This window comes from Kutzneria chonburiensis (assembly GCF_028622115.1).
GTDB lineage: Bacteria > Actinomycetota > Actinomycetes > Mycobacteriales > Pseudonocardiaceae > Kutzneria > Kutzneria chonburiensis.
In genome coordinates this window covers 6142840-6155290 of record NZ_CP097263.1, presented here as the reverse complement: position 1 = coordinate 6155290, position 12451 = coordinate 6142840, and the positions used below count along the sequence as shown (strand labels likewise).

Annotated in this window: 10 protein-coding genes; 8 read left to right on the top strand and 2 right to left on the bottom strand. The window is 70.9% G+C overall.

The window, feature by feature from the left end; genetic code table 11:
- Positions 1–52 precede the first annotated feature (52 nt).
- Positions 53–349: a hypothetical protein gene (locus M3Q35_RS27875; protein ID WP_273935494.1), complete on the top strand. Its 297-nt coding sequence runs from the start codon at positions 53–55 to the stop codon at positions 347–349.
- A 97-nt stretch (positions 350–446) separates the two neighbouring features.
- Positions 447–1631 (top strand): ROK family transcriptional regulator, encoded by a 1185-nt coding sequence (locus tag M3Q35_RS27870; protein ID WP_273944492.1) that lies wholly within the window; start codon positions 447–449, stop codon positions 1629–1631.
- 316 nt (positions 1632–1947) lie between these two features.
- Here M3Q35_RS27870 and M3Q35_RS27865 read toward each other — a convergent pair whose 3' ends face one another.
- Together M3Q35_RS27865 and M3Q35_RS27860 are read right to left on the bottom strand one after the other, a co-directional pair.
- Positions 1948–2679, bottom strand: coding sequence for a DUF305 domain-containing protein (locus M3Q35_RS27865; protein ID WP_273935493.1), 732 nt, complete (start codon positions 2677–2679; stop codon positions 1948–1950).
- A complete protein-coding gene (locus M3Q35_RS27860; protein WP_273935492.1) occupies positions 2679–3521 on the bottom strand; it encodes a DUF3105 domain-containing protein in 843 nt (280 codons plus the stop codon). Before M3Q35_RS27860 ends, M3Q35_RS27865 begins: the two co-directional genes overlap by 1 nt.
- A gap of 185 nt (positions 3522–3706) precedes the next feature.
- Here M3Q35_RS27860 and argS point away from each other — a divergent pair, with 185 nt between their 5' ends.
- The 6 genes from argS (at position 3707) to rho (ending at position 12439) form a co-directional block, all read left to right on the top strand.
- Entirely contained in the window at positions 3707–5374 is a 1668-nt protein-coding gene (gene argS / locus M3Q35_RS27855) for an arginine--tRNA ligase (RefSeq protein WP_273935491.1), read from the top strand.
- A 7-nt stretch (positions 5375–5381) separates the two neighbouring features.
- On the top strand, positions 5382–6806 hold the full coding sequence (gene lysA, locus M3Q35_RS27850) for a diaminopimelate decarboxylase (RefSeq protein WP_273935490.1): 1425 nt from the start codon (positions 5382–5384) through the stop codon (positions 6804–6806).
- A 2-nt stretch (positions 6807–6808) separates the two neighbouring features.
- The gene (locus M3Q35_RS27845) at positions 6809–8101 is read left to right on the top strand and encodes a homoserine dehydrogenase (RefSeq protein ID WP_273935489.1); all 1293 of its coding nucleotides are present in this window, start codon (positions 6809–6811) and stop codon (positions 8099–8101) included.
- Positions 8098–9168, top strand: coding sequence for a threonine synthase (gene thrC / locus M3Q35_RS27840; RefSeq protein ID WP_273935488.1), 1071 nt, complete (start codon positions 8098–8100; stop codon positions 9166–9168). Before M3Q35_RS27845 ends, thrC begins: the two co-directional genes overlap by 4 nt.
- Entirely contained in the window at positions 9165–10031 is an 867-nt protein-coding gene (thrB, locus tag M3Q35_RS27835) for a homoserine kinase (protein WP_273935487.1), read from the top strand. Before thrC ends, thrB begins: the two co-directional genes overlap by 4 nt.
- 332 nt (positions 10032–10363) lie before the next feature.
- Positions 10364–12439: a transcription termination factor Rho gene (rho, locus tag M3Q35_RS27830; protein ID WP_273935486.1), complete on the top strand. Its 2076-nt coding sequence runs from the start codon at positions 10364–10366 to the stop codon at positions 12437–12439.
- Positions 12440–12451: the final 12 nt, after the last annotated feature.

Below are 12451 nucleotides of genomic sequence, written 5' to 3'. Positions count from 1 at the left end.
CGACGGTGACTGCCGCCGAAGTCGTGACCTGATCTTGCGGGAGACTGGTCCGGTGACGCCGTCCGGACTCTTCCCGGAGTCGTGGCTGCTCGTGTCGGCCGACCAGCGCGCGGCGCTGGAGAAACTGCTGGCCGGGACGCTCGGCGACGACCATCCGCTCGCGGTCACGGTGATCGCCGCGGTGGCCCGTTGCGCCGGTTGCGACACCGTGGTCTACACCGCGGGACAAGGTCGCGAGTTGGTCTGGACCATGGTGTCGTTCGCCCAGTCGGCCCACGTCGATCCGGGGGTGGCGGTGTATCCCTCGTTCGCCGGTCTGCGCCGCGCCATGACGGCTCACGCCCATTGATCCCGTGACCTCCTACTATGGGAGATCGGCGGGGCCTTGGCCCCTGGACACGGAGGCAGTGGGTGTGAGGGCGCCACAGGTCGGCACGCCCGCGAGCATGCGGGAGCTCAACCAGCGGATCGTGCTGGACCGGCTGCGACGAGGTGGTGCCGCGACCCGGCCGAGCCTGGCCCGGGACACCGGGCTGTCCAAACCGACGGTCGGGCAGGCACTGCTCGACCTCGAACAGGACGGTCTGGTCCGCGAAGCGGGTCGCACGAGTGCGGGCCCCGGCCGGTCGGCCGTGCTGTACGAGGCCGATCCGGCGGCCGGGCACGTGCTGGGCATCGACATCGGCCGCGGCCGGCTGCGGCTGGCGGTGGCCGACCTGTCCGGCAACGTCGTGGCCAAAGTGGACGAACCCAACCGCTGCCGGTCGGCCAGCGCGCTGGTCCGCACGGTGCACGACATGGCGACCGGCGTGGTCGGCCAGGCCGGGATGGGACTGTCCGATGTGGTCCTGACCGTGGTCGGCAGCCCCGGCGTGCCCGATCGCAGCGGCCGCATGCTGCACCTGGCCCCGAACCTGCCTGGCTGGGGCCGTCGCGGCCTGCTGGACGAGCTGGAGGCGGTGCTGGGCCCGGGCCTGCTGGTGGAGAACGACGCCAACCTGGCCGCGGTGGGCGAGCGGGACCAGGGCGCGGCCCGAGGTGTCGACGTGTTCGTCTGCGTGAACGTGGGCACCGGTATCGGCATGGGCATCGTGGTCGACGGCCAGCTGTTCCGCGGCGCGCACGGGGCCGCGGGCGAGGTGGGCTACCTGCCGTACGGCTGGGTGGACACCGACTCCGAGGGCTGGACCCCGTCCACGCCAGGCATTCTCGAGCAGGCGGCGGCGGCGAACTCGGTGGTGCAGCTGGCCAAGGAGCGGGGCGTGCGCAACGCCGGCACGGCCCGCGAGGTGTTCCAGCTGGCCCGGCAGGGCGACGCCGGCGCGCTGGCCGTGGTCGAGCAGGAGGCGACCAAGCTGGCCTTCCTGGTCGCCTCGGTGTCGGCGGTGATCGACCCGGAGCTGGTGCTGCTGGTCGGCGGCATCGGCTCGAACACCGACCTGCTGATCGAGCCGCTGGAGAAGGCGATGCACGAGATCAGCCCGCTCTCGCCCCGGATCGCCCCCGGCGAGCTGGGCGAGGACGCGGTGCTGACCGGGGCCATCGCCACCGCGCTGCGGGCGGCCCAGGACATTGTCTTCGAGCGCCGCGGCGAGAATTTGGTGACTCAGCGCAGTGGTGTGAACGTTTAACTGAGGCGCATCACTCGTTTGGCGGAACCCAACTCCGGCTTTGGTGGCATAGCGTGAGCGTCACCTCCTCGGAGGGGCAAAGGGTCGCACAGGGGATGAAAAACGAGGCAGGCCAAGACGGGGGTCGGGTCACCTCAGTTCGGGCAGCGGTCGCCGCGCCGCTTTCGCCGCCGCCCGAACGACGCAAAGGGGCTGTCCCGCAAGGGACAGCCCCTTTGTGTGCGCCAAGATCAAGGGACCGATACTGGCGTTGAACGTGAGGAAGGGCCCCTTACTGGCGTTCAACGTCAGTAAGGGGCCCTTCCTGACATCGGGGTCAGTTCATGGGTAGCGGCTGGGCGTTGCGGGCGGTCAGCATCTGCTTGATCAGGTCGACCTCGGCGCCCTGTGACTTCAGGATGTTCTCGGCCAGCACCCGCACGGCCGGGACGTTCGAGTGGTCGGCGGCGAACTGGGCCATCGGCGCGCCGCCGAGGTGGTGGCGGAGCATCAGCTGGAGGAAGTAGGTGTCCATGTCCGGCCCGGTCATGGACTGCAGCTTGGAGATCTCGGCGTTGGTGGCGTAGCCCGGCATGTGGTCCACGCCGTTGGCCGGCATCTGGTTCCCGTTCATGCCGTTCATGCCGGCCATGCCGTCGCTGGGCCCGGCCATCCACGCCATGTAGCGCCCGGTCGGCGACTGCTCCGGCTGGCCCCACAACATGAGCCAGCCTCGCATTCGGCCCTGCTGGTCCAGCTGGGTCGACTGGATGTCGAAGGCCAGCTGCCGGATCTCGGGATTCTGGGTGTGGTCACGGGCCCAGTTGGCCATGGTCACGGCCTGCTGGTGGTGCACACCCATGTCCTGGGCGAAGCCGACCTCGATGGAGCCGGGGCCGGGGTTGCCGGCCGACGCGCTGCTACCGGGCAGCTTGATCAGCAGCCCGACCGCGGCCCCGAGCAGCAGGATCGCCACCGCGGCCGCGGTCAGCACCAGCACCCGCGTGGTCGCGGAGACGGGCCCCGTTGGCAGGCCCTCCTCCGCGACCTCGTCGAGCTCGTCGGTCATCACTTCGGGTTCGACGGACTGGTCGTGGCCGACGTCCCGGTCGACGGCGGCGTGCCGCCCGGCTGCTGCTCGTTGGTCGCGTCCTGCGCGCCGGTGCCGGCCATCGGCACGGCGTCGGGGCCCGGCTTGGACGGGTCGAACGGCGGCGGGTTGTTCGGGTCGAACTGGCCCGGGCCGAGCGCGTCACAGCTGGCGCCGACCTCGGGGTACTCGTACTGGTTGGTGCGCAGCGCCGAGATGAACTCGTCGATGCGCTCGTCGCCGGCGTTGTCGACCTTGAGCTGGTGGCCCCACGACTGCAGGGAGATCGGCTTGTCCAGGCCCGGGTACGGGGACAGCATCATGAACTGCTTGCCCTGCACCTTGAGCTTGAGCTTGTCGAGATCGGCGCCCTTGACCTTGTCCGGGTTGTAGGCGATCCACACGGTGCCGTGCTCCAGCGCGTGCACCATGTTCTCGCTGCGCACCGCGTTGGGGTAGACGATGCCGTCGCAGTCGGCCCAGAAGCCGTCGTGCGGCCCGCCGAACGGCGGCGACTGGTCGTAGGCGACCCGCTGCGTCGGCTGCACGTGCTGGCCGGACTTGTAGTCCTTGACCACGACACCCTGGATCTTGGTCGACGGATCCTTGTTGGTGTCGCTCGGCTGCCACTGGGCCAGTGCGGCCTGCGCGGCGTTCTTGTCGCTGATCTGGATGAACGCGTACCCGAACACGCTGACGGCCAGCACCAACACGACGAGAACCGCGATGATCATGCCCCAAGGCTTGCCCTTGCCCGGCACCGCGCCCCGCGCCGCCGCGACGGCGCTCTTCGCGCCGCCTTTCTTCTTACCGCCGGCCATCTCCCCGCCCTTGGCATCGTGAGCTGGACCACACCGGTCCAGACCTTCGGCGGCCAGTCTAGGGACCGGGGATGAGAATTCCGTCAGACCCGGAAGGAGGAACATCCCAGACCAGCGCCGTTCCACCGGTCGGGACGTGAGTAACCCCATCGCGACGTGCGGATACGCTCTCCTAGACTGCTCGGGTGACTCCAGCCGCTCTTGCCGACCTCGTCCGTGCCACCGCCGTCGATGTCCTCACGTCCCGAGGACTGGACACCGGCGTCATTCCGGCCGAGGTGACGATCGAGCGACCCCGCAACCCGGAGCACGGCGACTACGCCACCAACCTGGCCCTGCAGCTGGCCAAGAAGGTCGGCGCCAACCCGCGTGAGTTCGCCGGCTGGCTGGCCGAGGCCCTGACCAAGCAGGCAGGCGTGGCCGCGGTGGACGTGGCCGGCCCCGGCTTCCTCAACCTGCGGCTGGACGCCGACGCGCAGGGCGCGATCGTGCGCGAGGCGCTGACCGCCGGCGCGGGCTACGGCCACAACACGCTGCTGACCGGCAAGAAGATCAACCTCGAGTTCGTCTCGGCCAACCCGACCGGCCCGGTGCACCTGGGCGGCACCCGGTGGGCCGCGGTCGGCGACGCCCTGGGCCGGGTGCTCGAGGCCGAGGGAGCCGAGGTCACCCGGGAGTACTACTTCAACGACGCCGGCGCGCAGATCGACCGGTTCGTCCGGTCCCTGGTCGCCGCGGCGAAGGGCGAGCCGGCCCCCGAGGACGGCTACGCCGGCGGCTACATCAACGACATCGCGGCCGAGGTGATCAAGCGCGAGCCCAGCGTGCTCTCGCTGCCCGAGGCCGAGCGGGACGAGACGTTCCGCCAGGTCGGCGTGAACCTGATGTTCGACGAGATCAAGCAGACCCTGCACGACTTCGGCACCGACTTCGACGTGTACTTCCACGAGAACTCGCTGCACGAGTCGGGCGCGGTGCAGCGGGCCGTCGAGCGGCTCAAGGCCTCCGGCGACCTGTACGAGCAGGACGGCGCCTGGTGGATCCGGTCCAAGGACTTCGGCGACGACAAGGACCGGGTCGTCATCAAGAGCGACGGCGCGCCGGCCTACATCGCCGGTGACATCGCCTACTTCGAGGACAAGCGGTCCCGCGGCTTCGACCTGTGCATCTACATGCTGGGCGCGGACCACCACGGCTACATCGGCCGGCTCAAGGCGGCCGCCGCGGCACTGGGCGACGACCCCGACTCGGTCGAGGTGCTGATCGGCCAGATGGTCAACCTGGTCTCGGACGGCAAGCCGGTGCGGATGAGCAAGCGGGCCGGCACGGTGATCACGCTGGAGGACCTGGTCGACGCGGTCGGCGTGGACGCGGCCCGGTACTCGCTGATCCGGTCCTCGGTCGACTCCGCCGTGGACATCGACCTGGATCTGCTGCGCAAGACCAACAACGAGAACCCGGTGCACTACGTGCAGTACGCGCACGCCCGGATCACCCGGCTGTTGGACAACGCGGCCGACCTGAAGATCGACCTCGGCGACGTGGCCGACGCCGACCTGAGCCTGCTGACCATGGACCGTGAGGGCGCGCTGATCCGCACCCTCGGCGAGTTCCCCAAGGTCGTCGCCACCGCCGCCGAACTGCGCGAGCCCCACCGGGTGGCGCGGTATCTGGAGGAGTTGGCCGGCGCCTTCCACAAGTACTACGACACCCCCGGCGCCAAGGTGCTGCCCAAGGGCGACGAGGAGGTATCGCCGCTGGCCGTGCCGCGGCTGCACCTCTACCGCGCCACGCAGCAGGTGCTGCGCAACGGGCTGGCCCTGCTGGGTGTCTCCGCCCCGGAACGGATGTAGATCAGCGATGCGCGCACATCCCGCCGGCCCACGTCACGCCGACGTGTTGGTGCCGGCGAACACCGCAGGACCCCGACCGTCCACTTCGGACGACCTGGATTCGCTGCCGGCCAACGTGTGGCCGCTCAACGCGCGTCGCCGCGAGGACGGCATCGTCACGCTGGCCGGTGTCGACGTCCGCGAGCTGGCCGAGCAGTACGGCACGCCGCTGTTCGTGGTCGACGAGGACGACTTCCGCACGCGCTGCCGCACCCAGGCCGAGGCGTTCGGCGACCCGGCGCTGGTGCACTACGCGTCCAAGGCATTCCTGTCCGTGGAGATCGCCCGCTGGGTCGCGCAGGAGGGCCTCGGGCTGGACGTGTGCAGCGGCGGCGAGCTGGCCATCGCGCTGCGCGCCGAGTTCCCGCCCGAGCGCATTGCCTTGCACGGCAACAACAAGTCCTTCGCCGAGCTGGAGTTCGCGGTCGACTCCGGGGTCGGCGTCGTGGTGCTGGACTCGTTCCTGGAGATCGCCCGGCTGGACGAGATCGCCCGCGTCCGCGGCGTCCGCCAGCCGGTGATGATCCGCGTGACGGTCGGCGTCGAGGCGCACACCCACGAGTTCATCGCCACCGCGCACGAGGACCAGAAGTTCGGCTTCTCGCTGGCCGGCGGCGACGCCGCGGAGGCGGCCCGCCGGGTGCTCAAGGCCGAGGGGCTCACGCTCGTCGGGCTGCACAGCCACATCGGCTCCCAGATCTACGACGCCGACGGCTTCGAGATCGCCGCGCACCGGGTGATCGGCTTGCTTTCCGCGCTGCACAAGGAACACGGCGACGACGCACTGGCCGATCTGTCCACTGTGGACCTCGGTGGCGGCCTCGGCATCGCCTACATGCCTGACGACGACCCGCCGCCGCCGGCCCAGCTGGCCGAGCAGCTCCAGCAGATCGTGGCCAAGGAGTGCGCCAACGAGGGCCTGCCGGTGCCGCGGGTGGCGGTCGAGCCCGGCCGCGCCATCGCCGGCCCCGGCACGGTCACGGTGTACGAGGTCGGCACGACCAAGGACGTGGTGCTCGGCGGCGGCGCCGGTCGTCGCTACGTCAGCATCGACGGCGGCATGAGCGACAACATCCGGACCGCGCTGTACGACGCCGTCTACGACTGCCGGCTGGTGTCCCGCCGCGTCGACGAGGACGTGCCGGCGACCCTGTCTCGCGTGGTCGGCAAGCACTGCGAGTCCGGCGACGTCGTGGTGCGCGACTGCTGGCTGCCGGCCGACACGGCCCCGGGCGACCTGCTCGCCCTGGCCGCGACCGGCGCCTACTGCTACGCGATGGCCAACGGCTACAACCGGCTGCCCCGCCCGGCGGTCGTCGCCGTCAAGGACGGCACGAGCCGGTTGCTGCTGCGCAGGGAGACCGAGGACGACCTGTTCCGCCTGGAGGCTTAGTCGTGAAACCCATCAAGGTCGCGATGCTCGGCTGCGGCACCGTCGGCACCGAGGTGGCGCGGCTGCTCACCGACCAGGCGGAGGACTTCGCGGCCCGGATCGGCACGCCGGTCGAGCTGACCGGCATCGCGGTGCGCCGGCCCAACAAGCACCGCGAGGTGCCGGCCGAGCTGCTGACCACCGACGCCGACTCGCTGGTCGAGTCCGATGTGGACGTTGTCGTGGAGGTCATCGGCGGCATCGAGCCGGTGCGCTCGCTGCTGCTGAAAGCCTTGCGGGCCGGCAAGTCCGTGGTCACGGCGAACAAGGCGCTGCTGGCCGAACACGGCCCGGAGCTGTACGCCGCGGCCGACGCCTCGGGTGCGGACATCTACTTCGAGGCGGCCGTGGCCGGGGCCATCCCGCTGCTGCGTCCGCTGCGGGAATCCCTTGCCGGGGACCGGATCACCCGCGTGATGGGCATCGTCAACGGGACCACGAACTACATCCTGTCGGCGATGTCGGCCACCGGCGCCGGCTACGGCGAGACGCTCGACGAGGCCAGCCGCCTCGGCTACGCCGAGGCGGATCCGACCGCGGACGTCGACGGCTTCGACGCCGCGTCCAAGGCGGCCATCCTGGCCTCGCTGGCCTTCCACACCCGGGTCACCGCCGGCGACGTGCACCGCGAGGGCATCTCCGCGGTCACCTCGGCCGACATCGCGGCGGCCCGCGGTCTCGGCCGCACGGTGAAGCTGCTGGCCATCTGCGAGCGGGTCACCGACGCCGACGGCGTGGAGTCGGTGGCCGTGCGCGTGCACCCGGCGATGATCCCGAACAGCCATCCGCTGGCCTCGGTCGGCGGCGCGTTCAATGCCGTGTTCGTGGAAGCGGACGCGGCCGGCCAGTTGATGTTCTACGGCCAGGGCGCGGGCGGCGCGCCGACGGCCAGCGCGGTGCTCGGCGACCTGGTCGCGGTGGCGCGCAACATCGTCGCCGGTGGGCGCGGGCCGCGCGAGTCGGCCTACGCCGACCTGCCGGTGCGGCCGATGGGCCAGGCCAGCACCCGCTATCACATCAGTCTGGACGTGGCCGACCGGCCGGGCGTGCTGTCCCAGGTCGCCGCCGTGTTCGCCGAGCACGACGTGAGCATCGCCGTGGTCCGCCAGGAGGGCCGTCCGGTGGACGCCAGCCTGGTCGTGGTCACCCATGCCGCCTCCGACGCAGCGCTGCGCGGAACCGTGGAGAAGATCGCCGGCCTGCCGGTGGTCCGGGAGGTCGTCAGCGTGATGAGGGTCGAAGGGGAAGAGTCATGACCACCGCGATCAGGGCGGGCTGGCCGGGCATCATCGCCGCGTACCGGGACCGCATCCCGCTGCCGGCCGACGCCGAGATCGTCACGCTGCACGAGGGCGGCACGCCGCTGGTCGAGGCCAAGCACCTGTCCGGGCTGACCGGCAGCCGCGTCTTCCTGAAGGTGGAGGGCGCGAACCCGACCGGCTCGTTCAAGGACCGCGGCATGACCGCCGCGGTCACCCTGGCCGTGGCGCAAGGGGCGAAGGCCGTCATCTGTGCCTCCACGGGCAACACTTCCGCCTCCGCGGCCGCCTACGCGGCCAAGGCCGGGCTCACCTGCGCGGTGCTCGTGCCCAGCGGCAAGATCGCGCTGGGCAAGCTGGCTCAGGCGGTCATGCACGGCTGTCGCATCCTCCAGGTGGACGGCAACTTCGACGACTGCCTCGAACTGGCCCGCAAGACCGCCGCCGAGTTCCCGATCAACCTGGTGAACTCGGTGAACCCGATCCGTATCGACGGCCAGAAGACCGCCGCCTTCGAGGTCTGCGACGTGCTCGGCCACGCGCCGGACTTCCACCTGCTGCCGGTGGGCAACGCCGGCAACATCACGGCGTACTGGAAGGGTTACACGGAGTACGCGAAGGACGGCGTGATTGCCGCCACGCCAAGGATGTTCGGCTTCCAGGCGGCCGGCGCGGCCCCGCTGGTGACCGGCGAGCCGGTGAAGCACCCGGAGACGATCGCCACGGCCATCCGCATCGGCGATCCCGCTTCCTGGGACGGCGCGATCAACGCGCGTAACGAGTCGAACGGCCTGATCGACGCTGTCACCGACGATCAGATCCTTGCCGCATACCGGTTGCTGGCCGCACGCGAGGGCGTGTTCGTGGAGCCCGCCTCCGCGGCCAGCATCGCCGGTCTGCTGCTGACGGCCGCGGATGGGCGGCTGCCCAAGGGTTCCACGGTCGTCTGCACCGTGACCGGTCACGGCCTCAAGGACCCGGACACGGCGCTGAAGGGCATGCCGGAGTTCGAGGTGCTGCCGGTGGAGCCTTCGGCGGTGGCGCACGCCCTGGAGCTGGTGTGAGGGCGGTTCACGTCCGGGTGCCGGCCTCCACGGCCAATCTGGGCTCCGGCTTCGACGCCCTGGGCATCGCGCTCGGCCTGTACGACGAGGTCACGGTGGAAGCCGCGGACGCCGGTCTGGACATAAAGGTGCAGGGCGAAGGTGCGGGACAGGTGCCGCTGGACGAGGACCATCTGCTGGTACGGGCGATCCGGTCCGTCGAGGGCACGCCCGATGGGCTGATTGTCCGCTGCCGCAACGTCATCCCGCATTCCCGCGGGCTCGGCTCTTCGGCCGCCGCGGTGGTGGCCGGCGTCGCCGCCGGCTACGCGCTGGCCGGCCGGACGTTGGATGACCGGGCGTTGCAGCTGGCCGCGGAGTTCGAGGGGCACGCCGACAACGCGGCGGCCAGCCTGTATGGCGGTCTCGTGCTGGCCTGGAGCGAGGACAAGAGTTACCGGGCCGTTCGCCTCGAACCGCACGCCGACCTGCACGCCATGGTGTTCATCCCGGCCACGGAGTCCTCGACCAAGACCACGCGCGGCCTGCTGCCGGCGCAGGTGCCGCACGTCGACGCCGCGTTCGCGGCCGGACGGGCAGCCTTGGCCGTGCACGCCGTGACAACCGCGCCGGATCTGCTGATGCCCGCTACGGAGGATCGACTGCACCAGGGGTATCGCGAACCGGCCTGGCCGGACACGATCCGTGGTGTCGAAGCGCTGCGCGCGGCCGGTTTCCCGGCTACCGTCTCCGGCGCCGGCCCGACGGTGTTCACGCTGGTCAGCGGCGATCGAGAGGTGCCGCCGACGGTGGACCTGACCGGGTTCGCGGCGCATCGGCTGGAAATCGACCGGGACGGCGTACAGGTTCGGCCGATCGGTTGATTCTGGAACAAAACGCAGGTGGGGGGTGTTGACGCCATCAGCGCCACGCCGGGGGCCGGTTGTTGCACCATGCGGGCCTGCCGTCTACCCTCAGGGTAGATCAGTCACCGAGCGCACGGGCGCCGGTGTCGTGCCCGGGCACTCGTCCCGGTACGCATCTCCCGATCGGAATGTCGGTCCTCGACGTCTGGCGGGATACCCGGCCGCTGTGGTGACCGACAAGTCCCGTGTTCGCGGCTTTCCGCCCGCTCACGGGCGCCCGCGCCGTTCAGTCGTTCGGGACGGCGCAGCTGGTCCAAGTAGGAGGCTCGGACCGGTCAGGAAGGACATGTGTGAGCAACACCGATCTCTTGGGCAGCGACGCGGTGTCCGCCGCGCCGGGTTCCCAGCAGGACTCGGCTCCTGCCCCCCGTACCGAATCCAAGGAGACCCCGCTGACCACCACGAAGCGCCGCGCAGGACTGTCCGGCATGGTGCTCGCGGAACTGCGCGAGCTCGCCGGTCAACTCAACATCAGCGGCACCGCGGGCATGCGCAAGGGTGACCTGATCGCCGCGATCAAGGAGCGCCAGGGGTCCGCCGGCGGTCGCGCCGAGACGGCCGAGCTGCCGCTGACCGGTGTCACCGCGTCCAAGCCGGCCCGCCGCACCAGCGAGAAGCCCGCCCGCGCCACCGACGGCAAGAAGGAGAAGGCCGCCAAGGCCGAGGCTGCGCCCGTCGAGGTTGCCGCCGCTCCCGCGCCCGTAGTCGAGGCTCCCACCGAGACGGCCCCCGCGCCGCGGCAGAGCGACGAGGAGGGCGGCCGTCGCAACAACCGCCGCCGCCGCGCCGCCAGCCGTCCCGCGGGTTCGCCCGAGGGCGGCGCCGAGCAGCGCACGGAGCAGCCGCAGCAGGGCGGTGAGCCGCGGGCCGAGCGCCAGGAGCGCCAGCAGGACGGCGACCGTCCGCAGCGTGACCGTGGCGACCGCAACGAGCAGCGGGGCGACCGCGGCGACCGTGGCGAGCGCCAGCAGGGCGACCGTCAGCAGGGTGACCGTGGCGACCGCCAGCGTGACCGTGGCGACCGCAACGACCAGCGCGGCGACCGTGGTGACCGTGGCGACCGCCAGCAGAACAACCGCCCGGACAACCGGCAGCAGGACGATGACGACGAGCGCGGCGGTCGCCGCGGCCGTCGGTTCCGCGACCGCAACCGGCGCGGGCGTGACGGCGTCGAGCGCGGCCAGGGCGGCGGCGGTGGCGACACCGAGGTCCGCGACGACGACGTGCTGCTGCCCGTCGCCGGCATCCTCGACGTGCTGGAGAACTACGCCTTCGTGCGCACCTCCGGCTACCTGGCCGGCCCGAACGACGTCTACGTCTCGCTGTCGCTGGTGCGCAAGCACGGCCTGCGCCGCGGCGACAACATCACCGGCGCGGTGCGCCAGCCCCGTGAGGGCGAGCAGCAGCGGCAGAAGTTCAACCCGCTGGTGCGCGTGGACACCATCAACGGCCTCGAGCCCGACCAGGTGCGCAACCGGCCCGAGTTCACCAAGCTCACGCCGCTCTACCCCAACGAGCGCCTGCGCCTGGAGACCGAGCCGCACATCCTCACCACCCGCGTCATCGACCTGGTGATGCCGGTCGGCAAGGGCCAGCGCGCGCTCATCGTGTCGCCGCCCAAGGCCGGCAAGACCTCGGTGCTCCAGTCGATCGCCAACGCGATCACGACGAACAACCCCGAGTGCCACCTGATGGTGGTGCTGGTGGACGAGCGTCCGGAAGAGGTCACCGACATGCAGCGGTCGGTGAAGGGCGAGGTCATCGCCTCCACCTTCGACCGCCCGCCGGGCGACCACACCTCGGTGGCCGAGCTGTCCATCGAGCGGGCCAAGCGCCTGGTCGAGATGGGCCATGACGTGGTCGTGCTGCTCGACTCGATCACCCGTCTCGGCCGCGCGTACAACCTGGCCGCGCCGGCCTCGGGCCGCATCCTGTCCGGTGGTGTCGACTCGACCGCGCTGTACCCGCCGAAGCGCTTCCTCGGCGCCGCGCGCAACATCGAGGGTGGCGGCTCGCTGACCATCTTCGCGACCGCGCTGGTGGAGACCGGGTCGACCATGGACACGGTCATCTTCGAGGAGTTCAAGGGCACCGGCAACGCCGAGCTCAAGCTGGACCGGCGCATCGCCGACAAGCGGGTCTTCCCGGCCGTCGACGTCGACCCGTCCGGCACCCGCAAGGAGGAGCTGCTGCTCCCGCCGGACGAGCTGGCCGTGATGCACAAGCTGCGCCGCGTGCTGCACGCCCTGGACAGCCAGCAGGCCATCGACCTGCTGCTGGACCGGCTGCGCAAGTCCCGCACCAACATCGAGTTCCTGATGCAGGTGGCGAAGACCACACCGGGCAGCAACGGCGACAACGACTGATCGATGCAGTGA

Coding starts and splice junctions, on each gene's coding strand:
- M3Q35_RS27870 (WP_273944492.1), top strand. CDS start 447: ATGCGGGAGCTCAACCAGCGGATCGTGCTGGACCGGCTGCGACGAGGT.
- M3Q35_RS27865 (WP_273935493.1), bottom strand. CDS start 2,679: ATGACCGACGAGCTCGACGAGGTCGCGGAGGAGGGCCTGCCAACGGGG.
- M3Q35_RS27860 (WP_273935492.1), bottom strand. CDS start 3,521: ATGGCCGGCGGTAAGAAGAAAGGCGGCGCGAAGAGCGCCGTCGCGGCG.
- lysA (WP_273935490.1), top strand. CDS start 5,382: ATGCGCGCACATCCCGCCGGCCCACGTCACGCCGACGTGTTGGTGCCG.
- thrC (WP_273935488.1), top strand. CDS start 8,098: ATGACCACCGCGATCAGGGCGGGCTGGCCGGGCATCATCGCCGCGTAC.